Below are 24,355 nucleotides of genomic sequence, written 5' to 3'. Positions count from 1 at the left end.
AAAACTATCTTTAGCGCCCAACCATTCCACGCGCGACAATTTCTTTCATAATTTCATTTGTACCGCCATAAATTCGCTGAATACGCGCATCCACAAAGAAACGTGAAATCGGATATTCCGTCATATAACCATATCCACCAAACAATTGAAGCAAATTGTCTGCAACTTTCATTTGCATATCTGTTGCAAAACTTTTTAATGCTGCCGCAGTTTCAACATCTAATTTACCCTGCATATAAAGCTCTACATTTCTTTCATAAAATGCAGATGTAGCAAGTTCATCTATTTTTGCTTGTGCCAAAACAAAGCGTGTGTTTTGAAATTGACTAATGGCTTGCCCAAAGGCTTGACGTTCTTTTACATATTGAATAGTGACATCAATAGATCCACGAATAGCACCTAAAGCTGTTGCTGCAATTGCTGTTCTTTCACGTGGTAATTCTTGCATTAAATATGCAAAACCTTGTCCTGCTTGCCCCAATAACTGATCTTTAGGAACGTGAACATTATCAAAAAATAATTCGGAAGTATCTTGCGAATGTAGACCTATTTTTTCTAAGTTTGTTCCTTTTTTAAAGCCATCCAAATGTGCATCTACAAGCATAAGTGAAACACCTTTTGCCCGTGCTTGAGGATCAGTTTTAACAGCAAGAACAACCAAGTCTGCATGTTGCCCATTCGAAATAAAGGTTTTAGAACCATTTAGAATGTAATGATCACCCTGCAAAATTGCACTTGTACGCATAGCTTGCAAGTCGGAACCCGCACCAGGTTCTGTCATACCAATTGCACCAACTACTTCGCCACTGACCATTTTAGGTAGCCACTGTTGTGTTTGCTCTTCTGTTGCAATGTGCAAAATATATGGCGCTGCAATTTCAGAATGGCAAGACATTCCTGTAGATAACGCGCTATAGCCTGCTCGTGCGGACTCTTCAATTAGCATTAAAGAATAATGTGTTGAAACACCGTAGCCACCATATTCTTCAGGCATATCAACACATAAAAATCCATTTTCGCCCAACATACTCCAAATAGAACGTGGAATTTTCCCTTCACGTTCCCACTGTGCATAATGAGGTTCAATATGATCTTTCATAAATCTTCTAAAATTATCGCGAAATAATTCTAAATCTGCATCATATGCCAACATAATTAGTCCCTTATCTTATTTTGATTGTTTGATTTTTCTTCCAATTTTCATGCTATACATTTTTAAAGTAATTGTCATGACCAACATCTGTCATTAAATTAATATTTAAAAATTTCTCACACATTTTCAGCAGCGTTTTATGGCATATTGTCTTAGCTGTAATATGTTGATGATGATTTAATGAATACCAAGCGCAATCTTTATAAAGACTTTGAACATCCTTTTGCACAATTTGTTCGTATTGTTGGGAAAGGCAAAAACGGTGCTCGCTCACTCACTTACGATGAAGCTTATCAAGCTTTTTCCATGATTTTAAAAGATGAAGTTTTAGATGTTCAGCTTGGGGCATTCTTAATGCTTCTTCGTGTGAAAGAAGAATCTGTCGATGAATTAACAGGCTTTGTTCAAGCGACGAAAGATCAACTCAATTTTAAAACATTAGATGTCGATTTAGATTGGTCATCTTATGCGGGTAAAAGAAAACACTACCCTTGGTTTTTACTTGCTGCGCTTACGCTTGCAAAACATGACTATAAAGTTGTGATGCATGGAGCTTCGGGTCATACCATCAACCGTTTATATACAGAACAAGTTTTAGAATTTTTAGATTTTAAAATTTGCCAAAATCAAGAACATGTTGAACAACAACTTCAAGAAAAGAACTTTGCATATTTACCCTTAGATGTTATTTCACCAATTTTAAGTGACTTAATTAATCTCCGAAATGTCATGGGTTTACGCTCGCCTATTCACACCCTTGCACGTTTAATTAATCCATTTAACGCAAAAGCAACCATGCAAGCGATTTTCCATCCTGCTTATAGAAGTTCGCATCAACAAGCTGCTTTTCAACTGGGATATAAAAATAGTGCTGTAATCAAAGGTGAAGGAGGCGAATTTGAACGTAATCCTGATGCTAAAACATTAATTTGTGGTATTCAAAATGGTGAATTATACGAACACGAATTACCAAAGCTAACAGATAACCGAAGCCCAATTGAAGAAGAACTAAATTTAGATGTATTTAAAGCGGTTTGGGAAGGCAAACAATCACATGAATATGGTGAAATTGCTGTGGTAGAAACCATGGGAATTGCTTTATTCACCATGGGCATTTCAAGCAGTTATGAAGACGCAATGATCAAAGCAAAAGAACTTTGGAATACTCGTTTCTAAATTATTATTAAACCCAAGCCAATACACTTTAGTATTGGCTTGGGTTTGTCTTAAAGATTTTTTCGATATTGAATAAATCCAACATTTTCTGCAACATGATCATATAAAACCCTAGCTGTCGAATTGCTCTCGTGCGTTAACCAATACACTTTTGCACATTCTTTATTTTCAGCTTCTGCATAAACAGCTTCAATTAATTGTTTTCCAATATCCTTAGAGCGACAATTTGGACTCACAAACAAATCTTGTAAATAACAAGAATCACGCTCACTCCAAGTACTTCGATGAAAAATAAAATGAACAAATCCAACGATTTTTTCACCATCTTCAAAAACAAAGCACTCCATTGGCTCACTTTTATTCAAGAACCGCTCAAAAGTTAGTGTAGATAATTCTTCTTTTAAACTTACTTGGTAAAACTCTTGATACAATTTCCACAATGTATTCCATTGCATAAAATCTTTTTGTTCAACACCCCGTAACCCCATAATATTGCTCTTTTATTTTATAAATAACACACAACAAACTAACACAGCCTAAAATAAAAAAGACACCATTTAGGTGCCTTTTTTTGATTTTCAGTTTTATTAAACAAAACGAATTGGTTTGAACTCTTCTTCAACATGCGAATCGCAATGTTCATCTTCTTCTTTCGTACCACGGTCAATATAACCACTACGCTCTGATTCAGGAAGGTTTTTCATTTCCCACGCATAAACAGCTTGCATACACGTTTGACGTTGCTCTTGAGTCAATGCAACACCATTTGGCCATTTACCAATTTCAACTGCAGTTTTTAAACGACCCACAATTTCAGGATCGAGTACCGCTAGCATTTGTTCAATATTCATGATTAATCCTGTTGCTGCAAAGATTCAAAACCTTGATTCCAACCCAATTTAGTACGACAAGCCATATAGAAGTCGTATCCAGGCGGATGAAGTAAATTTAGTTTATAAGGATGTTTACGAATATGCAAAGTATCTCCTACACCTAATGACACACTTTGTTGACCGTCTGCACTCACCATTGGCATCACACGGTTTTCATGTACCGCAATTTTAATTTCACTTTGCCCACCCACCACAATTGGTCGAGAAGACAATGTATGGGGATGCATAGGAACGAGTGCAATTGCATCCATACTTGGATGCAAAATAGGTCCACCACCAGATAAGGCATAAGCCGTTGAACCTGTCGGTGTAGATACAATTAAACCATCACTGTGCTGACGATAAACATGCTGACCATCAATACTTAAATCGAAATCAATCATATGTACAGTTTTACCGTGCAATACCACATCATTAAGTGCAATTGCTTCGTAAATAATTTCGCCTTTTGAACGAACTTCCATTTCAAAAAGGAAACGACGATCTAACTGAAATTGACCTTTTAAAACTTGATCGAGTTTAAAAATTACTTCTGTAGGCTTAATATCGGTTAAAAAACCTAAACGACCACGGTTTACACCAATAACAGGCGTATTGAATTTTACCAAAGCACGTGCAGCATGAAGTAATGAACCATCCCCCCCTACCACAATCACTAAATCGACTACTTCACCTAGTAAAGCGCGACTTACAGTTTGCGTGTTTTTATACGGTACTAGCTCGGCAGTTTCCGAGTCAAAAACTGGATGTAGACCAATACTAATTAAATGGTCATGAATAAGACTAATAGTTTCAACAACTGAAGATTTATCTGGACGTCCAATTAAACCAATGTTACGAAAATTCTTATGTGAAATTTGCACCAGCGATATCGCTCCACTACGATTCGTTATCTATAATATCACTATCACAGAAGATTTAGAAAAATTAGGACTAGAAATTTCTCTTAGTAATACATGACTTTTTTAAAGATATAAACATATTAATCATTGCAAATTGATTAAAAGCTTCGCATGATTAGCGTAATTTACTAATATTTTATTCTGATATATGAAGTCTGAACGTGGCATTGGCATATTTGCCCTTCTTTTTTGTATTGTTGTTATCGGCTTATTTGTAGCATTTAGTATCTACTTAATTCGCATGGATAATATTGTTCGTGACAAATTTGAAGGTAATCGATGGGACATTCCTGCAAAGGTTTTTGCTCGTCCTTTAGAAATCTATAGCAATGCGCCTGTGAGCCAGTCAGACCTTATTCAAGAATTGAATTTCCTTGGTTATAAAAGCTCAGATAATTATACAAAAACTGGAAATTATACGACTTCAGGTAATTCTGTTTATGTGCATACGCGCGGCTTCGATTTTGGCGATAGCGTTGAACCTGAACAAATTTTAAAAGTTACATTTAACAATAATGCAATTTCAGAAGTAAGTGCGACAAAGCCATCTTCAACAGGTATTGCACGTTTAGAACCAATGCTTATTGGCGGTATTTATCCTCAGCATAATGAAGACCGTGTTCTTATTAAACTCGATAAAGTACCTAAACCACTTATTGAAGCCTTAATTGCAACGGAAGATCGTAACTTCTATAGCCATCATGGTATTTCTATTCGTGGTACAGCGCGCGCGCTTGTAAGTAATGTAACTGGTGGTAAGCGTCAAGGTGGTTCAACACTTACTCAGCAATTGGTTAAAAACTTTTATTTAACACCTGAAAGAACTTTAAAACGTAAAGTAAACGAAGCTTTCATGGCAATGCTGATTGAACTTCACTATGAAAAAAGTGAAATTTTAGAAGCATATTTAAATGAAGTACATTTAGGTCAAAATGGTAACTATTCTATTAATGGTTACGGTTTGGCATCGCAGTTCTATTTTGGTATGCCTCTTCGTGAATTAAATATTGCTCAACAAGCGTATTTAGTTGGTTTGGTTCAAGGTCCAAGTTTATTCAATCCTTGGAGAAACCCAGAAGGTGCACTTAAACGTCGTAATATTGTGTTAAATAATATGCTTGTTATGGGTTATTTAACTGAAGCGCAATATGAAACTGAAGTTGCTCGTCCACTCAATGTTATTGATAAACCAACTTTAGGGCCTTCTCGCTTCCCAGATTTCATGGATATTGTGCGTCGTCAATTACGTGCAGAATATCAAGAAAGTGATTTAACAAATCAAGGTCTACGTATTTTTACAACGCTTGATCCTGTTGCACAAACCAATGTTCAAAATGCGTTTAAATCTTCAGTTTCAAGTTTAGTGAATAGAAATCCTAAACGCTTAAAAGATTTACAAGGTGCTGTGGTCATTACTCATCCTGAAAATGGAGAGCTTGTTGCCGCTGTAGGTTCTACTCAAGATTTCACAGGCTTTAACCGCGCATTAGATGCAAAACGCCAAGTCGGTTCATTACTTAAACCTGTTATTTATTTAAATGCTTTAGATTCAGGTCGATATAACTGGGCATCTCAAATTGAAGACAGCTACATTAGCATTCCTTCAAACGGTAAAAACTGGACACCTAAAAACTACAGTGGCGGTGAACATGGCGTGGTACCTATGATTCAAGCACTTGCAAACTCATATAACTTATCTGCCGTTCGTTTAGGTCAAGAATTTGGTGTAAGTAGCTTCCGCAACCAATTAATGAAGTTTGGTATCGATGGTAATAAAATTCCTAGCTACCCTTCTACATTCTTAGGTGCTGTAGATTTATCTCCACTTGAAGTACTTGGTATTTACAATAACTTTGCTACAGGTGGCTTCCAATATCCGGTGAAGTCTATTCGTACAGTTGTAGATGCAAAAGGTCGTGTATTAGATCGTTATAGCCTCACAGTTCAACAAACGATGAATCCTTCGTCTGCTTATATGATTAATTACGGTTTACAACAAGTGATTGCTTCAGGTACAGGTCGTTCTGCGAATGCATCTTTATCGCCTAATTTAAAGCTTGCAGGGAAATCTGGTACTACAAACGATACTCGTGATTCTTGGTTTGCAGGCTATTCAGGTAATTATGCGACTGTTGTTTGGTTAGGTTTAGATGACAATGCAATTACAGGATTGACAGGCTCATCTGGTGCGCTCCCTGTTTGGTCAAATGTAATGAAACAGTTACGCCAAAAACCTGTGAATTTACGCCAACCTGATGATGTTCAATGGTTATGGCTAGATCGTTATTCAGGCTTCTTATCTGCGCCTTATTGCGAAGGCTCAATACAGGTTCCTGTACTTCGTACTAAATCACCAACTCAAGCAACTGAATGTGGCTTGCCATTTTACGATCCTGAAGCAACTTACGATCCAAATGCATCAACTAGCGATGAAAATGCTGAACCTACTGACAGCATAGAAAACTTAATTCGTGAAAGCGACAGCTTAGATGAAAATGGCGGACGTGTAATTTCTAGCGGTGAATTTACAAATTAAAGGATTGTATTCAATGTATAAAATTGTACTTTCAACATGCATGATTCTTGGTTTGGTGAGTTGTCAAAACCTGCCAATGAAGTCTGATTCTAAAAAAACAGATTCAACAACTAAACCTCAAGCAAAAGAAATTAGAAATGCTAATGGTGTCGTAATTAAGACTTACGAGCTAGATGAAATAAAACGTGAAAAATTACACACCGCTCCTTCTTCTACTACAAAGCAAAAGCTAGAAGATGGTGAATCACTACCTGCTTATAAAAATCTTATGAGCCAAGCGAAAACTAGCTATAACGCAGGTCAATTCGATAAAGCTGAAGGCCTTATTCTTCAAGCGCAACGCCTTGCACCACAATCTGCCGATACATATTTGTATTTATCACTCGTTGCATTACAAAAAAACAATGCCAAAAATGCAGAATCATTGGCTAGACGCGGTTTAAGTTTTGCACAAACCAACACAATGAAACGCCAACTTTGGCTTACCATTCAGCGTGCTGCACAAAAGCAAAATAATGCAAAATCTGTTGCTGAATCAAAAAATGCATTAAAGTCACTTTAGACTTTAATGCATTTTTAAATCAAAGTTATTTGCTATAAATTTAGGTTAAAAACTTCGAATACCTGCAACACCGTATGCATGATTATTTTTTGCATCATTCAACAGTTCTGGTGAAACACCACCTAAAGCGAATACCACCAAATTCGCTTGTAATGTTATTTCAGCAAAGTTTTCCCACCCTAATCCTTGTGCATCAGGATGTGTTTCTGTTGCCAATACAGGGCTTAAAAAAGCAGCTTCACAGCCAATTTTCTCTGCATGTTTTAAAGCTTCTAAATTATGACAAGCAGCGATATATCTTTTAGATGAATCTAATTGATTTCTACCGAGCTTTAAAAGTTGATCTTGCTTCAAATGAATGGTTTGAATTGCATTTTTTTGCAACTCGCCTAACCGATTAAAAATATTAATATTCACAATAATTTTGGATAATTTTTCGATGCTATATTGTGAAAATTCTTCATGTGAAAATTCAGATTCTGCAATACGCCAATATAATAATCGATCATCTGAAATATGATTCAAACAAGACAAATCATGACTAATTTTAATTAAACGCTGCCAATATAAACGTTTCACAATACTTGTATTTGCTTTTGGAAAATTTAATTGAAGTAACTGATCTCGTGCAATCCATTTCCACGGTGCAACTACCTTTTGGCTATCTCCATTAGATACATGCGCTATAAAAAAATGAAGCTGAACAATAACATCATCATACTCATGACGAATAACATCAAACTTTTTCCAATGATCTAAATCTATATTCAGCCCAACTTCTTCATATATTTCACGGCGACATGCTTCAACTGGTGTTTCGCCTGTTTCTACTTTCCCACCTGGAAATTCATGCTTATTTCCTTGATGTTGATTCTCCTCTCTCCATCCCACCAATATACGGTTTTGATGAACAAGAAGACCAATTGCAACATTCAAATTTGGCTTTGACATGAATTTATCCTTTTCCATAATTCAGGTGATAAAGTGTAAGCGATTTGTAGTATTTCGAACATTTTTTAAATAAGTCATTGACAGGCCTATTCGATAATGATTATCATTTAAAACGTTCACCACACACCTTGGAGTTTAGAAAAATGAACGCACCTTTTAGCTTATTCACTCGTAACGAAACTGCTCACTCACTACCAATGCTACATTCAAATAACTTATTTTCTTTAGGTCGTGAAATTAGAATTATGCATGCAGGTGAAGAATACCGCTTACGCTTAACACGCAATAACCGTCTAATTCTCACAAAATAAAAAACACTAAATATAATAATAAGCGTGGGAACAAGCAGTATGAATCAGCGCATACTGCTTTTTTATTTAAATAAAAATTTAATTTGGCAGAGATATTTTCACAATCAAACCGCCTTGTTCACTTTTCGAAAAACTCAACTGACCATGATGTAATTCAATAATTTTCTGACAAATTGAAATACCTAAACCCGAACCCGTCGTTTTAGTACCTAACGCTCTATAAAAGCGCTCACCCAAACGTGCAATTGTTTCATCCGTGACATTATTACCATTATCTGTAATTACAATTTCAGTTTGATGACTTTGCTTAAGTACCTGAATATATATTTCACCATTCATGGAAATATAACGAATCGCATTGTCTAAAATATTTCGAATACAGGTGAAAATAAGTTCTTTATTCACATGAATACATACATCTTGAGCAACACTCATTTTAATATTGATCTGCTTTTCATCTACAAAAGGTTTAAGCGCACTTATTACATCTTGAATAAGCGCTTCTAAATCTATTTTTGATTTAGGCAAATCATTCGTCTTTCTTGGATCTAAACGAGCAAGTAAAAGTAAATTTTCTAAAACCAAAGTACCTCGACTCACATCTTGTTGAATTTGTTTTAAATCTTTGTTCAATATTTCATTTGATGCATATTTTCGCGTTAAAAGTTGCAAACGCATTTGAATGGCAGACAACGGCGAACGCAACTCATGAGAAGCATCTGCGGTAAAACGTTGTTCTGCTTCTAAAGAATGTTCTAGCCTTGCCAATAACTCATTAAGCTGATGAATCATAGGCTGTAATTCTTGAAACTCTACTGCTTGATGTTGTATTGGCGCTAAATCATCTGCACTTTTTTCAGCAATTTGTTTAGCTAACAAATTAAAACGCTTGAATTGATGTTTTACCGTGAAGTGAATAAATAACCACTGAATAGCCCACAGTAATAACAGAATGCCAAAATAAATTGCGAAAGTATTCATTAAATCTTTCACACGATATTTTATAGGCTGAACGATAAAACTCAGCATTTCATCATTGGTTTGAATATATGTACGCCACAGTTGATTGTCGTGCCAAATAAAACTATAGCCTTCTTTGTTTTTATTATTTTCTATTAGCGTTATGAATATAGATTGAAAATCTTCCGAATGCGTTAATATCTGATTGTTATAATTTAATTGATATTGTATTTCAAACTCTTCACTCAATTCATCTAATTGTGAACCTGAAACACTTGAAATATCAGCAATTAAAAGCATATCGGAAATTTCATCCATAAGCTCATCTTGCACGCTCATGGTTTGATAAATAGAAATACCAAGCAATAAAATAAATGCGATAAGTCCCGCAAAAATTGAGCCCCAAATTGAACTTTTGACTAATTTTTTTTGCAACGAAACAGTTCGCATCACATTTTTCATTTTATAAATCCTGATTCATTCTATAGCCTAAACCTCGTACCGTTTTTATATAATGGCTGCCAATTTTTTTACGAATTTGATAGATAAATACTTCAATTGCATTACTTTCAATTTCATCTCCCCATGCATATATAGATTCTTCTAATTGTTCTCTGGTCACAATATGCGATGGATTTTGCATAAGCTTATTTAAAATTTGAAATTCTTTGGCAGTTAAATCGACCACATTATTATCTTGTTTTAATTGCTTTGCTTGTACGTCTAGAACTAAGTTTGCAAACCCTATTGTAGATGTTGCAACAGTTTGTTTTTGGCGTAATTGGCTTCGTACACGTGCAGACAATTCTTCTAAGCTAAATGGTTTCACCAAATAGTCATTTGCACCCAAATCTAATCCATCTACTCTATCTTGAATGCTGTCTTTTGCTGTTAAAAAAATCACAGGAATATTCATTTTATTTTGGCGAGTGACTTTTAGAATTTCATCACCTGTTGCTTTAGGCAAACCTCGATCTAACAATAAACAATCATATTCATGTTGTTCAATTGCTAAAATTGCATGATCTCCTCGCTCTACCCAATCTACGGTATAGCCATCCATTTCGAGCCAAGATTTTATGCTTTCAGCTTGTGAATGATCATCTTCTGCCAATAAAATTCGCATAAATTTTCCTATATAAGTCTTTTAAGCAAAACAAATGTGCTGATGTATTTATTGGTACAGCTTATATGAAAAAACCACATGAATTCATGTGGTTTTTTATAAATGAAATTTGTTTATCGCTTAAAAATTAAAATTTCACAGCATCAACATCAATTTCAACACGTTTCATTGGTTTGTAATCAATATCTACTTCACCAATAATTACAACAGGTGTTTTTGCAGAAATTGCTTTACCCATCCAAAGTTCATCATCAATATCTACTGTAATAGAACCTGTTTGATCACGAAATTCGTATTTTTCATCACCAACAGATTTAACTACATAGCCTTTTAGTTGAACATTCGCATCATCTTTCATGTTTAATGCTTGTTTTACAGTAACAACTTTATGAATTGCTTGCTCATTTACTGTATTTGCCATTGCAACTGAAGCAGTACCCATTGCAGCAACCATTAAAATTGTTTTCGTTAATGTTTTCATCTTAAACCTCTAAGTTGTTGTGTCTATTCGATGAAGTTATTAAAACAAACAAATATGAGGTGAATCTTAAGATAAAAAATATTTTTAACTTAATGGCACAACTCGAAGTACTTCTTCTAAAGTTGTTAAGCCCGACATTACTTTTCGTGCGCCTGCTACACGTAAAGGTTCAATACCTTCTTTTTTCGCCTGAGCGCGCACATCATTTAAAGCCGAATTTGTGCCTATTAAATGCTTCATATCCAAACTTAAAGGCAAAAATTCATAAATACCCACACGACCTTTATAACCTGTATGACGACATTCTTCACATCCTACAGCTTTAAACACAAATTCGGGCATAGCAATAGAATAGTCTGCCACAAGATGTTTCCATTCTTGCTCATTAATAAAAGTTTCAGTTTTACAATGCGGGCAAAGCGTTCGAACTAAACGTTGTGCTAAAACACCTAAAATCGTCGCTGCCGTTAAAAATGGCTGAACTCCCAAATCGTGCAAACGCGTTAAGCTTGATGGTGCATCGTTAGTATGTAATGTAGATAAAACCAAATGCCCCGTCAAAGCTGCTTGAATTGCCATATTTGCAGTATCATTGTCACGTATTTCACCAACCATAATAATGTCTGGATCTTGACGCATTAAAGCACGTACACCATCTGCGAAACCCAAATCGATACCTGCATTTACCTGCATTTGGTTAAAGCTAGGCTCTAACATTTCAATTGGATCTTCAATGGTACATACATTGACTTGCTCGGTTGCAAGCTGTTTTAAAGACGAATATAACGTAGTGGTTTTACCCGACCCCGTTGGCCCTGTTACTAAAATAATGCCATGACTATGACTCGTTAGAGCTTTCCAACTTTCAAGTAAATGCCCTTCAAAACCAAGTTGTTGGAAATTACGAACCAAAACATCTGGATCAAAAATACGCATAACCAACTTTTCACCAAATGCTGTAGGCAGTGTTGCTAAACGCAATTCTGTTTCTTGCCCTTTTGGCGTACGTGTTTTTAAACGTCCATCTTGCGGTTTACGCTTTTCGGCAACGTTCATTCTACCCAAAATTTTAATTCGTGAAATAACCGCCATAAGCGTATTTGCAGGCATGTTATAAACGGTATGTAACACACCATCTATACGAAAACGGATTTTCCCTTCGCCTTTTCGTGGCTCCAAGTGAATATCACTCGTGCCTTGTTCAAAAGCAAACTGTAAAACCCAATCGACCAATTTTACGATGTGTTGATCATTTGCATCTGGCGTTTGCGTATCACCCAACTGTAAAAGAGCTTCTACACCTTTGTTATCACGCTCATAAGCTGAAGATTTCTGCGAACCTGTAACAGCACGACTAACTTGATAATATTCAATAATATAACGTTGTAATTGTTCTGGATTTAACAACACACGCTTAATTTGCTTTGGCGATAAACTGCTTTCTAAATTGGCAATCCATTCTTTTTGAAACGGTTGATCGGTTGCAATAAGAACTTCAGTTGGGGTAATTTCCACAGCCAAAATACGGTTACGTAATGCAAACTCTTGTGACATTACGCCTGTTAAAGCAGTTACATCTGCTTTGAGCGGATCAATAATATAAAAAGGTAATTTAGATTTTTCAGACAGCCACTGACATAAACGATTAAGCGTTAAAGTAGATTGCGGATGTGCTTGATCTATTAAATTAAAATTCGCAATCCATTGTAAAGCATGCCATTTCAATTGATCTCTTTGGCGATGTGTAGTTTGAATTAAACCTCGATCACGTTCTGTAATACGTCCATCTTTTAATAATTGTTCTAAACACCAAGTCGTATCAATTTCAAAGTTAAATGTCATAGCGTTTTCCCCAAAACTGATATCACTATAACAAATTATTAAAAGTGTTTAATAAGCTTCTAACGGTATTTTTCTTTTAACTTTTTATTTTGTTAAAAAATATACTTAACTCCAAATCTGTTTTGCAAAAACACCTTATCTTCTCTTGGTGATGTAACAACACCAAAGAAATTAGCCAAACTCCACCCCTTCATTGCTCCTTTGAAATTATAAAAACCATAAATCACGTATTCAGATTGATTCAATGACTTCACATCTGATGATTCTTTTAAATCCATAAATGAATAATTTGCGCCAATATATGTTTGTTCATTTAAAGAACCCTCAATAGAAACCATATACGCATGCCCTGAACCTAAGTCTTGAGTACTTGTAAAAAATGGTTGTGCAAAATATGGACCCGAAGATGTATAAATCATATAAGGCGTAAATAATGCACCATTCATATAACTATCTTTGTTTTCTTTAATGTAATTATAACCCGCTTTGACGGTGATATTTTCTTTAGGATTTAAGCTAAGAAGTGCACCAACTCCTTGATGATCGACCTTATGATTTTCTACCAGATTTGATGCTTGTTTTAGGGCTTGACCATCACCTTTAGCATACATAATTTGTACGCCTAAACTTGGAGTAAAACGCTGTTCATTTAATTTTAAATGACTTTCAAAATAAGTAAGGTAATTATAATCATCGTAATTTTGGCAATACCAATAGACCACACACCATCTGTTTCAACATTTGAATATCTTGAAGTTTTTGTAAATTGATCATCCGCATAACTTTTAAAATGATCTGCACCCGTAAATCGTACATAATCATTTTGTGAACCATATTGAATATCTACGGCACGAAATAGTGGCGGCATAATACGCCAGTCATAATTCCCTAAAAATGGTACATCTAAATGTTGCTGACCAACTTTTATTTTCCAAGCATCTTTATTCCAATTTATATACGCTTCAGCTAAACCATCTTTATTATTTTTTAGCTCGGTCACTTCATCATTATCAGAATGTCGATCGTCCAAACGGCGCTGACCTGCATAACTTACTCCCGCAGTGAGTCCATAAAATGGCGCAGTTTCAAATTTTAGATATCCTCCTGCTGTCACAGTATCTTGATTCAAATCCTCCACAAAATAAGCATTATGCGTTGAATAATATAAGGTATGAAATTTGCCTGTGACTTGACCACAACGAATTGCATCTACAATAGATTGTGTATCACATGATTCACCAACTTCAATAATATTTTCACTATTCACATTTGCATGCGCGATATATGGAAATATCGCCCCTAAGGTAAAACTTAATATAATTTTTTTATACCTGAGTAAGTCCGTAATTTTATTAATTATTGTCATGTATAAAATTTAGATTGTTTTATTTAGAATAGCAATTAATACAATAAAAACAGAATATTCACGGACTTTTTATGTATATTAGTTCACAGTTCTAAAATATAAATTGCGTTTTCAATCACCTTAAATTGCACATCAAATTCTGCAAATTTCATTTTATAAATGCGTTCTACATCATCTTGATAAGCAGGTCTTGGGTCTAAACTTAAAACCTGTTCTAATTCATCAATTAATTGCGATGTAATTTTATTTTTCTTAAGTAAATTTTGTTGTTGGATTTGAGCATCATCATTCCAAATAACCTGCTTTCGAATAGGTTCATCTTGCGCATAACCACTTTTTGCATCTAAAACTGCATCTGAATATTGAATATAAGGCTTAATATCTAAAATAGGTGTCTCATTTAATAAATCACTTCCTGTCACATATACACGAACAGACTTCCCTACTTTTTCAACTTTATTTAGCTTTACTACAGATAAGCCCATTGGAGATGGTCTATACATACTTCGTGTTGCGAACACGCCAATTTTTTTATTTCCACCTAAACGTGGTGGACGTACCTGCGATCTAAACTTATCGCTATCTTGTTGATTTTTATTATCATGAAACTGCCAAATCAGCCAAAGATGACTAAAATCTTCTATACCTTCAAATGCCAATAAATCATTATAAGGCGCAATCATTTCTATATAAGATTCAATTTTTACCAAGTTTGGCTGACGTGGAATACCAAATTTTTCTGTGTAGGGAGACTTCATATAACCAATAATTGGCATTTTAAGATCGGTCATAATCACTTTTTCTGATAAGCTCAATTAAATATATTCAGTTTATCGAGAATCATTTTAGATTAGAATAGCAAGCTGTTCTAATTTGATAATTATTGAGACCTTTAATGGCTGCTTTCAACGTCGAAAAGATTACTCACGTCCACCACTGGAATGACACTTTATTCTCTTTTAAAACGACTCGTGATGTCGCGCTACGTTTTAAAAACGGACAATTTGTCATGATTGGTCTTGAAGTAAATGGCAAGCCTTTAATGCGTGCTTATTCTATTGCTAGTGCCAACTATGAAGAAGAACTAGAATTCTTCTCTATTAAAGTGCCAGATGGTCCTTTAACTTCTATTTTACAAAAAGTTAAAGTGGGCGATGAAATCTTAGTTTCTAAAAAACCTACAGGTACTTTAGTTCTAGATGACTTAAACCCTGGTAAAAACTTGTACCTTCTTTCTTCGGGTACTGGTCTTGCACCGTTCCTTTCTACAATTCGCGACCCTGAAACTTACGAACGTTTTGAAAAAATTATCGTTGTTCATGGTACTCGTTATGTTTCAGAATTAGCTTACCAAGACTTAATTGAAAACGAAATTCCAAACCATGAATTTTTTGGTGAGTTAGGCGCTAAAGAAAAATTAGTGTACTACCCAACTGTTACTCGTGAAGATTTCCACACTCAAGGCCGTGTAACTACAGCTATTGAAACTGGTGACTTGTTCGAGAAAATTGGTTTACCACGTTTCAACCCTGAAACTGACCGTGCAATGCTTTGTGGTAGCCCTGCATTCCTTGACGATGTTGCTGCACTTCTTGACCAACATGGTCTTAAGGAATCACCGAAAATGGGTGTTTTAGGCGATTACGTAATTGAACGTGCATTCGTTGAAAAATAAGATTCTTTAGAATCTAAAAACCGAAGCTTAAGCTTCGGTTTTTTATTGGACGATATTTCTGTTTTTACATAGAATAGAAAATGCACAAATAGAACGAATATAAAACTTTATGACATTTCCAAATCTTAGTTTTGAGCATTATTTACACCCACGTCCAAAACCTAAAGGCATAGATGTGAAATGTAGCCTTCAACATTTTGCTTTAATTACCTATGCAATTGACCCTATTCGTTTTGAAAATATTATTCCTAAACGCTTTAAATTAGATACGATTGAATATCAAGGTAAAACTTGTGCACTCATGTCTGTTGTACCGTTTATAGATATAGACTTTACTTCGGCAGTTTATCCTTTTCCAAATTTTACTATGGGGCAAACCAACTATCGTGTTTATGTGATAGATCAAACAACTCAAGAGCGTTGTGTTTGGTTTCTTGGTACAACGTTAGATTCATGGACAGTTGCTGTCCCACGTCATATATGGCAATTACCTTGGCACAAAGCATCTATTAACTTCGATTGCATTCAAAATAAAGAAGGCTTTTACTCACAATATAAAATGAAAACTTTAAGCGATTGGGCTGCATCTGAAGTTCACTTAGAACAATCAGAAACAGATTCATGGCAATTTGAAGGCTTTCCCAATCAAGAAACTTATCAAGTTTTTTTAACTCATCCTCTTGCTGGTTTTTACTATCGCTTAGATGGAAAGTTAGGCACTTATAGAGTTTGGCATGATCGTTTAAAGCCTAAACCTGCGAAACTTGTGCATGCAAAATTTGAATTATTGGAACGTATGGGATTGGTCAGTTTTGAAGATCAACTTAAACCTTATAGCGTATTAATTGAACCTATAAATGAATTTACGATTTATCTTCCACCTACCGTTTTATAATTAAAAAACCGAGCATCTTAGCTCGGTTTTTTATTTTGAATCATTTTCAATTTGAACAAACATCTACAATTTTATTTTGCTGACGTTCTAATCGAGCACGTTGAATCACTTGATAACCTGCAACTAAACCAAGTCCAGCCATAATCATTGCCACAATTAAATCTGGTAACATACTTCCTGTACCAAACACACCAACAGCCGCCAAAATTACCGCAACATTACCAATTGCATCGTTACGACTACACAACCAAACCGATTGCATATTCGAATCGCCATCTCTAAACGCATATAGAACTGCTGCTGAAATGACATTGGCAATTAAGGCAAGAATACCAATTGCACCCATGGTAATTGCTTCAGGTGGAATTCCCTGCACATAGGCATAAATAACTTTGCCAATTACAACAAAGCCAAAGGTTGCCATTACAATACCTTTTGCTAAAGCTACTGTTGCGCGCCAATATAAACTTGCACTTAATACCGCAAGCGAAACACCATAATTAACAGCATCACCAAAGAAGTCTAATGAATCTGCCCAAAGTGAAGATGAATGTGCATAAGCACCACCAATCAATTCAACAATAAACATCGCAGCATTAATAATTAAAGCAATCCATAAAGCTGTACGAAATTTGCTATTTGGCTTTTGGGGTTCAGGTACACTACTACAAGAACATGCCATTTACATAACCTCTATGAACTTATCATTCAATTTATATTATGCTTATTGAAAACTATGGAGTAACTCCAAGGTCAAGCATGAAAATACAAAAAAATTACCTCATTAAAGATTTATCTTTAAAAACAGGTTTAAGCACAGACACCATTCGTTTTTACGAAAAGAAGAATTTATTACAGCCAACTTTTCGTGGTTCAAACAACTATCGCTATTACGATGAAAAAACATTAAATAAATTAATATTTATTAAGCGTTGCCGTGCGCTAGAAATCTCATTAAATGAAATTACATACTTATTAGAACTTGAGCAAAATCCTGCACAAAGTTGTAGTGCTGTGAATAAACTTATTGACGACCATATCCAACAAGTAACTGATAAAATTAATGAATTAAAAAAATTCCAAACTCAACTTGTTGAGCTTCGTTCTACTTGCAATACAGATTCTCGCATTGATGATTGTCAAATTTTGAAGCAACTTGAGGCTAAATCTTCTTAAAAAGTTGACCAATTTACTAGGTTGAATCTTTTTTTTTAGTTCTTACAATTAAGCCATATATTTTTTATGCCTATTTAGACATGACTATTTCCCACGTTACTGAATTACTTTCTCCTGCTGGTTCACTTAAAAATATGCGTTACGCTTTTGCATATGGTGCAGATGCGGTTTATGCAGGACAACCTCGATACAGTTTACGTGTTCGAAATAATGCTTTTGATCATGACAATTTAGCAATTGGTATTAAAGAAGCGCATGAACTGGGCAAAAAATTCTATGTTGTTGTAAACATTCAACCGCATAACTCAAAACTAAAAAACTTCATTCGTGACTTAGAACCTGTTATTGCAATGAACCCAGATGCGCTCATTATGTCTGACCCTGGTCTGATTATGATGGTGCGTGAAAACTTCCCAAATATTGATATCCACCTTTCTGTTCAAGCCAATGCTGTAAACTGGGCAACAGTTAAGTTTTGGAAAAATATGGGTTTAACACGTGTAATTTTGTCACGTGAATTATCTATAGATGAAATTGAAGAAATTAAAAATAATGTACCAGATATGGAAATTGAAGTTTTCGTACATGGTGCGTTATGTATGGCATATTCAGGTCGTTGCCTACTTTCAGGCTACATGAATAAACGTGATGCCAACCAAGGTGCATGTACCAATGCATGTCGTTGGGAATACAAAATTCACGATGCTGTCGAGGATGAAACAGGCGATGTGATTCCTGTAAAACAATTAGATGAAAACTCTGGTTGTGGTTGTTCAGGTTTACAAGTAGATGCTGACGAACAACATATGCTTGAACCAAACCAATTTAATGAGCCTGTGCTTTTACAACGCAATGAAGAAGATATGTTTGCCGCAGAAGAAGATGAACACGGCACTTACTTCATGAACTCAAAAGATTTACGCGCAGTACAACATGTAGACCGTTTAACAAAAATGGGCATTCACTCATTAAAAATTGAAGGTCGTACTAAATCGTACTTCTACTGTGCACGTACTGCACAAATTTATCGCAAAGCAATTGATGATGCCCTACAAGGCAAAGAGTTTGACCCTGCGTTAATGACACAACTTGAAGGCTTAGCAAACCGTGGCTATACCGAAGGTTTCTTACGTCGTCATGTACATAGTGAATATCAAAACTATGAAACAGGTTCTTCAGTTTTCGATCATCAAATTTTCTGTGGTGAAGTTTTAGAACGTAACGGTGACTACATTAAAATTGATGTGAAAAATCGCTTTGTTGTGGGTGACTCATTAGAGCTTATGACAACTTCTGGAAATATCACATTCACTTTAACAGAAATTAAAGATAAAAAAGGTAATTCAATTGAAGATGCCAAAGGTTCAGGTCATATCGTAGATATTCCTGTTCCTGCTGATGTAGATATGAACTTTGCTTTACTTATTCGCAACTTACCAAATTCTACTGCTGATATTTCAGCGTCGTCTTTGGCTTATCAAGCGGTTTAGGATTTTAAAATGGCATTGCTCATTACTGACAAATGCATTAACTGCGACATGTGCTTACCCGAATGTCCAAATGATGCAATTTATGAAGGTTCAAAGGTCTATGAAATTGATGTAGATCGTTGCACTGAATGTGTTGGTTTTTATGATCATCAAACTTGTGTTTCTGTATGCCCTATCGAATGCATTATTCCGCATCCTGAACATATAGAAACTCAAGAACAGCTAAAAACAAAGTTTAAAGCGCTGAATTTATTCAGTACACAATAAAAGATGAAATGGCACATATATTGCTATTTAAGAAATTATAACCAGGGGGAAAAGAAAAAAACAAAAATAATAAAACGATATTAAGGGATAAATTCAAGGTGCTTGGGGACACCTTGAATTTTTAACTTAAAATAAAAAAAGGGAACTTTGGTGTTAGCATCCAAAGTTCCCAAAAAGAACAATATATGTATCAGTTTAGAGGTGAAAGTGTTTGGGGACGCTTTCACCTCTTTCAATTTAAACTTAACTACCACTACGAATAATATAATCAAAAGCAGATAGCGAAGCTTTAGCACCTTCACCTGTCGCAATAATGATTTGCTTGTAAGGAACTGTTGTACAGTCACCCGCTGCAAATACACCTTTTACATTGGTTTCATTGCGGTCATTAATTACAATCTCACCGCGGTTTGAAAGTTCAACATCTGTTGCTTTTAAGAAATCTGTATTTGGTAATAAACCAATTTGTACAAAGATTCCTGCAAGTTCGACAGTGTGTTCAACATCGGTTGCGCGGTCTTTGTATTTAAGCGCAGTTACTTGTGAACCATCACCAACCACTTCTGTAGATAACGCATTTTTAATAACAGTTGTGTTTGGCAAGCTGTTCAATTTGTCTTGAAGTACTTGGTCAGCACGAAGTTTTGTATCAAACTCAACAAGCGTTACATGCTCAACAATACCTGCAAGGTCAATTGCTGCTTCTACACCAGAGTTACCACCACCGATCACTGCAACACGCTTGCCTTTAAACAATGGGCCATCACAGTGTGGGCAGTATGCAACACCACGTGTACGGTATTCTTGTTCACCCGGAACGTTCATTTCTCTCCAGCGCGCACCTGTTGAAAGAATGACAGTTTTAGATTCTAGTTTTGCACCATTTTCTAAAGTCACTTCAACAAGCCCATTTGCTGTTGCATCTGCACCTTTAATGTCAGATACACGTTGCAAATTCATAATGTCTACACCGTACTCACGTACATGTGCTTCCATTTCAGCAGCAAACTTAGGACCTTGTGTTTTTTGGATAGAAGTAAAGTTTTCAATATCCATGGTATCCATGACCTGACCGCCCATGCGTTCAGCTACGATACCTGTTTTAATCCCTTTACGTGCTGCATAGATAGCAGATGTATTACCTGCAGGACCACCACCAATCACCAATACATCAAATGCTTCTTTAGCATTTAACTTCTCGGCATCTTTTGCAGCAGAGTTTGTATCAAGTTTTGCGATGATTTCTTCCAAAGTCATACGACCTTGACCAATGTGCTCACCATTTTGGAATAACATTGGAACAGCCATAATTTTGCGTTCTTCAACTTCTTCTTGGAAGAATGCACCATCAATCATGGTTGCTGTTGTGCCAGGGTTGTTAATCGCAATTAAGTTTAATGCTTGAACAACGTCAGGGCAGTTATGACAGCTTAAAGATACAAATACGTCAAAGTCCGCTTTAAGGTTTAAAGCTTTAATTTGAGCAAGCACTTCATCAGATACTTTTGGTGCATAACCTGAAACTTGTAACAATGCCAGAATCAAAGATGTGAACTCATGACCCATTGGTAAACCTGCGAAGTTTACACGTGGTTGTTCACCTACTTTTGCAATACCAAAACTTGGCGCACGAGAGTTAGTACCGTCAAAACGAGCAGTGACTAAATTAGAAAGCTCTGCAATTTCTGAAACAAGCTCTTTAATTTTGTCTGATTTATCAGAACCATTTAAAGTTGCAACAATTTCAATTGGGCTTTCAAGGCGTTCAAGAAGTGTTTTTAATTGAGCTGAAGTATTTTGATCTAACATTGCTAACGTCTCCAAAGGAGTAAATGTTTATTTGATGAGAGAATCATAGAACAAACCATTAAATTGAGGAAACAGTTTGTTTTTATAAACATAATCGTTTTTGCAAATCAATATAATAACTTCATTTTTGCAACAGTCCTTTGCACTTAGCAGCCTGTATTCAAAGAAACTCTCGCGCTAAAGTAAATTCAAATAATTTAATGAACTTTAAAATATGAAAGCTATTCAATTTAGTCAGTATGGCAAAGCAAATGTATTAGAAATAAAAGACGTGAAAATACCTACGATTAATGCAGGACAAATTCTTGTTCAAGTTAAAGCCTTTGGTATTAACCCTATAGATTGGAAATTACGTAGCGGAGCAATGAAAGCTTTTATTCCTCTACCACTACCCTTTATTTTAGGTTCAGAGGTGTCAGGCATTGTCATGAAAGTTTCCGATGATGTTAAGCATATTAAAGTTGGTGATAACGTTTATGGACGCACACAACATGCGTATGCAGAATATGTAAGTATGGATGCTGATAAAACTCAAATTATTCCTGCATTTTTAAACTTTTCTGAAGCTGCAAGCTTACCAAGTGGCTCTCAAGTTGCTTATTCAGCACTCAAAACTATGGGAAATATTCAAAAAAATCAGAAAGTACTGATTCATGCTGGTGCTGGAGGTGTTGGTACAGCAGCCATTCAAATTGCAAAATACTTTGGCGCTCATGTAACAACAACTGTTTCCACATCTAATATTCATTTAGCAAAGCAATTAGGTGCAGATGAAATCATTGATTATCGTGCAACATCTATTACCACATTAGAAAAAAACTTTGACCTTATTTTAGATAGTGTTGGCGGTCAAACTCAAATCGATTCTTGGGAATTACTAAAAGAAAATGGAACACTCGTTACACTTGTTTCAGATGAAAGCGTACAATTTACCCCATCACCAAATAAGAAATTTAACTTTATGCGTGGCGTGCAAGGTAAATCATCAACAGAAGTAAATCAGCTTATTGAATTAAGAAAAATTAAACCAATAATTGATCAGGTTTATGACTTTAATGATATTGCAGCTGCACACATAAAAAGTGAAACAGGTCATGTATCTGGCAAACTTGTAATCGTAATTTAAAGGATAGCTATTATGAAAATTTAATTTGTATTTGATGTGGTCTACCCTTTTAGTTATATCGCATTTCAACAGCTTAAAAAAACTTGGGATGAACCCAATATTCATCATGTTGAATTAGTACCTGTAAAAATGGTGCCTGAAATTTCAAATGACAGCTTAGACATTCTTCAATATTTGAAAGATAAATATGGGACAGAAGCAGCGTATAAGAAGCTTGATCAAGTGAAGTTTGCTGCATATGAACAAGATTTAGTGATTGACCTAGATCATATGAAACATATGCCAAATAGCACGCTTGCTCATCAAGCAATTTTGGCTGTAGATCATCGCTTCGATCAATTCTCCCTTACGCAAGCAATATTTCACGCCATATTTACTAAAGGATCAGATATTTCGAATCCTAAAATTATGAATGCAATTATTGAAGGAGTGGGTTTAGACTCCACTAAAATTATGAGAAATATAAAAATAAAAGATACTACGCAACAACTTGAGAATATACATAAGCGTATTATGTCTTTACCGACTCATCCTACACCCTACTATTTGGTGGATGGTGAAATTTATGAACATAATGGATCTTTCTGTGACTTACAAAACTTGCTGAAATCAAGTTAATAAAATGCCCCGAAAGGGGCTTTTTTTAGAATATTCGTTGTTCAATTCTTATGGCTCTTTTTTTCAAGTTGGATGCCAAAACAAACAAAAACAAACTCACTATAAATGAAAGCACGATGACAGCATAAATCAGAATTTGTGCATATTTAGAAATTAATTCTGCATGAGTTGCTTGCTTATCAACATTTTTCGCAAACAAAGTAATGCTTTTTCCATAAAGTTGATTTTGCAAAATCCAAATTTGTTCAGGCTGAAAACCGTATTCTAAAAATTTCACATCATTTTTTTCTGCATTTACTAATCTCTGAGTAAATACCATTGCCAACGCCTTATCAGCAGGCTTATGCAATAAAGCTGTTTGAGCCAATAGATAATCCTGAATTGGTTTCGCAATATCATTATTTTTCAAATATTGTGCAATCTCACTTTCTTGAATATTACTTTCATATTTCACTAATTTTTCAATCACATGGGCTTTTTTATCGCCACCATCATATTGAACATAAGTTAAGCTAGACCAAAGCAAAATAAATGCAATAAGCCAGCCAACAAACCTCAGTACAAATGATTGAAAACGAATATAAAAATATTTAATTTTCTTTAAAAAACGAATAACAAAAAATGCTCCTATAAACGAGACAAATATCTTTAATATAAACCAGCCAAACCAAGATAAAAGACTTAAAAAATAATCTGCAGGTTGATCAACATTTACATTTAAACTTGGAACAATATGAAGTTGTTTTACTTCAGTAGATAAACCGAAAAAGCTGTAAATAAGATCATGTTGAATAAATATAGATAAAACAGATGCGACAAAAACAGTTGATGTTGTCATTGCTAATAACATCAAATTTCTGTGTCTTTTTTTAAGTACAACAACACCTTGCTCAATTTGTTGCTGACTTAATGTATATTCATCTAAGGGAGACAAATTAAACTCCTAAAGTGAAAAAGATCCGTAATCAACTTACTTTTTTATATAAGAAATAGATAAATAAGTGCCAAGAATGATGAAAGATATCTAACTTAATCTATAA

26 protein-coding genes are annotated in these 24,355 nt (G+C 35.1%); 11 read left to right on the top strand and 15 right to left on the bottom strand.

All coding sequences use genetic code 11. The features are described from left to right. Nucleotides 1-10: 10 nt before the first annotated feature. Nucleotides 11-1,153: an acyl-CoA dehydrogenase family protein gene (locus MZO21_RS04825; protein ID WP_248102752.1), complete on the bottom strand. Its 1,143-nt coding sequence runs from the start codon at nt 1,151-1,153 to the stop codon at nt 11-13. A gap of 180 nt (nt 1,154-1,333) precedes the next feature. On the opposite strand from MZO21_RS04825, the gene MZO21_RS04820 reads away from it, so the two are divergent. Beyond that, nucleotides 1,334-2,329, top strand: coding sequence for a glycosyl transferase family protein (locus tag MZO21_RS04820; protein ID WP_248102755.1), 996 nt, complete (start codon nt 1,334-1,336; stop codon nt 2,327-2,329). 50 nt (nt 2,330-2,379) lie between these two features. Here the strand turns inward: MZO21_RS04820 and MZO21_RS04815 are convergent, their stop codons facing one another. From MZO21_RS04815 to MZO21_RS04805, 3 genes are all read right to left on the bottom strand, one after another. Next, nucleotides 2,380-2,817 (bottom strand): GNAT family N-acetyltransferase, encoded by a 438-nt coding sequence (locus tag MZO21_RS04815; protein WP_248102757.1) that lies wholly within the window; start codon nt 2,815-2,817, stop codon nt 2,380-2,382. 99 nt (nt 2,818-2,916) lie between these two features. Continuing rightward, on the bottom strand, nt 2,917-3,180 hold the full coding sequence (locus tag MZO21_RS04810) for a YeaC family protein (protein WP_248102760.1): 264 nt from the start codon (nt 3,178-3,180) through the stop codon (nt 2,917-2,919). Nucleotides 3,181-3,182: 2 nt separating this feature from the next. Then, complete coding sequence (locus tag MZO21_RS04805; RefSeq protein WP_248102763.1) at nt 3,183-4,085, bottom strand: NAD(+) kinase; 903 nt, start codon at nt 4,083-4,085, stop codon at nt 3,183-3,185. Nucleotides 4,086-4,272: 187 nt separating this feature from the next. Between MZO21_RS04805 and mrcB the strand changes: the two genes are divergently transcribed. Both mrcB and MZO21_RS04795 read left to right on the top strand, forming a co-directional pair. Further along, nucleotides 4,273-6,660, top strand: coding sequence for a penicillin-binding protein 1B (gene mrcB, locus MZO21_RS04800; protein WP_248102766.1), 2,388 nt, complete (start codon nt 4,273-4,275; stop codon nt 6,658-6,660). A 13-nt stretch (nt 6,661-6,673) separates the two neighbouring features. Continuing rightward, nucleotides 6,674-7,222 carry a tetratricopeptide repeat protein gene (locus MZO21_RS04795; protein WP_248102769.1) on the top strand — a complete coding sequence of 183 codons (549 nt, stop codon included), beginning with the start codon at nt 6,674-6,676 and terminating at the stop codon, nt 7,220-7,222. A gap of 45 nt (nt 7,223-7,267) precedes the next feature. Here the strand turns inward: MZO21_RS04795 and MZO21_RS04790 are convergent, their stop codons facing one another. Next, complete coding sequence (locus tag MZO21_RS04790) at nt 7,268-8,173, bottom strand: NUDIX domain-containing protein (RefSeq protein WP_248102772.1); 906 nt, start codon at nt 8,171-8,173, stop codon at nt 7,268-7,270. A gap of 143 nt (nt 8,174-8,316) precedes the next feature. Here MZO21_RS04790 and hemP point away from each other — a divergent pair, with 143 nt between their 5' ends. Beyond that, entirely contained in the window at nt 8,317-8,484 is a 168-nt protein-coding gene (gene hemP, locus MZO21_RS04785; RefSeq protein ID WP_152875135.1) for a hemin uptake protein HemP, read from the top strand. 78 nt (nt 8,485-8,562) lie between these two features. On the opposite strand, the gene MZO21_RS04780 is transcribed toward hemP, so the two are convergent. The 7 genes from MZO21_RS04780 to tsaA form a co-directional block, all read right to left on the bottom strand. Next, nucleotides 8,563-9,894: a sensor histidine kinase gene (locus MZO21_RS04780; protein WP_248102830.1), complete on the bottom strand. Its 1,332-nt coding sequence runs from the start codon at nt 9,892-9,894 to the stop codon at nt 8,563-8,565. Nucleotides 9,895-9,907: 13 nt separating this feature from the next. Further along, nucleotides 9,908-10,570 carry a response regulator transcription factor gene (locus tag MZO21_RS04775; protein WP_248102775.1) on the bottom strand — a complete coding sequence of 221 codons (663 nt, stop codon included), beginning with the start codon at nt 10,568-10,570 and terminating at the stop codon, nt 9,908-9,910. Between the two features lie 127 nt (nt 10,571-10,697). Further along, nucleotides 10,698-11,051 (bottom strand): NirD/YgiW/YdeI family stress tolerance protein, encoded by a 354-nt coding sequence (locus MZO21_RS04770; protein ID WP_248102778.1) that lies wholly within the window; start codon nt 11,049-11,051, stop codon nt 10,698-10,700. Between the two features lie 84 nt (nt 11,052-11,135). Continuing rightward, on the bottom strand, nt 11,136-12,893 hold the full coding sequence (locus tag MZO21_RS04765; RefSeq protein WP_248102781.1) for a GspE/PulE family protein: 1,758 nt from the start codon (nt 12,891-12,893) through the stop codon (nt 11,136-11,138). 92 nt (nt 12,894-12,985) lie between these two features. Beyond that, a complete protein-coding gene (locus MZO21_RS04760; protein ID WP_248102783.1) occupies nt 12,986-13,504 on the bottom strand; it encodes a hypothetical protein in 519 nt (172 codons plus the stop codon). 44 nt (nt 13,505-13,548) lie between these two features. After that, entirely contained in the window at nt 13,549-14,160 is a 612-nt protein-coding gene (locus MZO21_RS04755) for a hypothetical protein (RefSeq protein ID WP_248102786.1), read from the bottom strand. Nucleotides 14,161-14,342: 182 nt separating this feature from the next. After that, complete coding sequence (tsaA, locus tag MZO21_RS04750) at nt 14,343-15,050, bottom strand: tRNA (N6-threonylcarbamoyladenosine(37)-N6)-methyltransferase TrmO (RefSeq protein ID WP_248102789.1); 708 nt, start codon at nt 15,048-15,050, stop codon at nt 14,343-14,345. Nucleotides 15,051-15,154: 104 nt separating this feature from the next. Between tsaA and MZO21_RS04745 the strand changes: the two genes are divergently transcribed. After that, entirely contained in the window at nt 15,155-15,934 is a 780-nt protein-coding gene (locus MZO21_RS04745; RefSeq protein ID WP_154772433.1) for a ferredoxin--NADP reductase, read from the top strand. Between the two features lie 109 nt (nt 15,935-16,043). After that, a complete protein-coding gene (locus MZO21_RS04740; RefSeq protein ID WP_248102792.1) occupies nt 16,044-16,829 on the top strand; it encodes a DUF2071 domain-containing protein in 786 nt (261 codons plus the stop codon). Between the two features lie 46 nt (nt 16,830-16,875). Here the strand turns inward: MZO21_RS04740 and MZO21_RS04735 are convergent, their stop codons facing one another. Beyond that, a complete protein-coding gene (locus MZO21_RS04735; RefSeq protein WP_248102794.1) occupies nt 16,876-17,511 on the bottom strand; it encodes a cation transporter in 636 nt (211 codons plus the stop codon). A gap of 77 nt (nt 17,512-17,588) precedes the next feature. Here MZO21_RS04735 and MZO21_RS04730 point away from each other — a divergent pair, with 77 nt between their 5' ends. The 3 genes from MZO21_RS04730 (at nt 17,589) to MZO21_RS04720 (ending at nt 19,762) form a co-directional block, all read left to right on the top strand. Beyond that, entirely contained in the window at nt 17,589-18,005 is a 417-nt protein-coding gene (locus MZO21_RS04730) for a Cd(II)/Pb(II)-responsive transcriptional regulator (protein WP_248102797.1), read from the top strand. Between the two features lie 80 nt (nt 18,006-18,085). Further along, nucleotides 18,086-19,495 carry a tRNA 5-hydroxyuridine modification protein YegQ gene (yegQ, locus tag MZO21_RS04725; protein ID WP_248102800.1) on the top strand — a complete coding sequence of 470 codons (1,410 nt, stop codon included), beginning with the start codon at nt 18,086-18,088 and terminating at the stop codon, nt 19,493-19,495. Nucleotides 19,496-19,504: 9 nt separating this feature from the next. After that, nucleotides 19,505-19,762 carry a YfhL family 4Fe-4S dicluster ferredoxin gene (locus MZO21_RS04720; protein ID WP_154772438.1) on the top strand — a complete coding sequence of 86 codons (258 nt, stop codon included), beginning with the start codon at nt 19,505-19,507 and terminating at the stop codon, nt 19,760-19,762. 243 nt (nt 19,763-20,005) lie between these two features. Here the strand turns inward: MZO21_RS04720 and ahpF are convergent, their stop codons facing one another. After that, nucleotides 20,006-21,571, bottom strand: a complete 1,566-nt coding sequence (ahpF, locus tag MZO21_RS04715; protein WP_248102803.1) for an alkyl hydroperoxide reductase subunit F — start codon at nt 21,569-21,571, stop codon at nt 20,006-20,008. 214 nt (nt 21,572-21,785) lie between these two features. Between ahpF and MZO21_RS04710 the strand changes: the two genes are divergently transcribed. Beyond that, entirely contained in the window at nt 21,786-22,697 is a 912-nt protein-coding gene (locus MZO21_RS04710) for an NADP-dependent oxidoreductase (RefSeq protein WP_248102806.1), read from the top strand. A gap of 36 nt (nt 22,698-22,733) precedes the next feature. After that, entirely contained in the window at nt 22,734-23,315 is a 582-nt protein-coding gene (locus MZO21_RS04705; RefSeq protein WP_248102809.1) for a DsbA family oxidoreductase, read from the top strand. A gap of 25 nt (nt 23,316-23,340) precedes the next feature. On the opposite strand, the gene MZO21_RS04700 is transcribed toward MZO21_RS04705, so the two are convergent. Further along, nucleotides 23,341-24,249, bottom strand: a complete 909-nt coding sequence (locus MZO21_RS04700) for a hypothetical protein (protein ID WP_248102812.1) — start codon at nt 24,247-24,249, stop codon at nt 23,341-23,343. Nucleotides 24,250-24,355: the final 106 nt, after the last annotated feature.

This window comes from Acinetobacter portensis (assembly GCF_023158935.1).
GTDB lineage: Bacteria > Pseudomonadota > Gammaproteobacteria > Pseudomonadales > Moraxellaceae > Acinetobacter > Acinetobacter faecalis.
The sequence above is the reverse complement of the archived record's forward strand: the minus strand, read 5'-3'. Positions and strand labels throughout refer to the sequence as shown.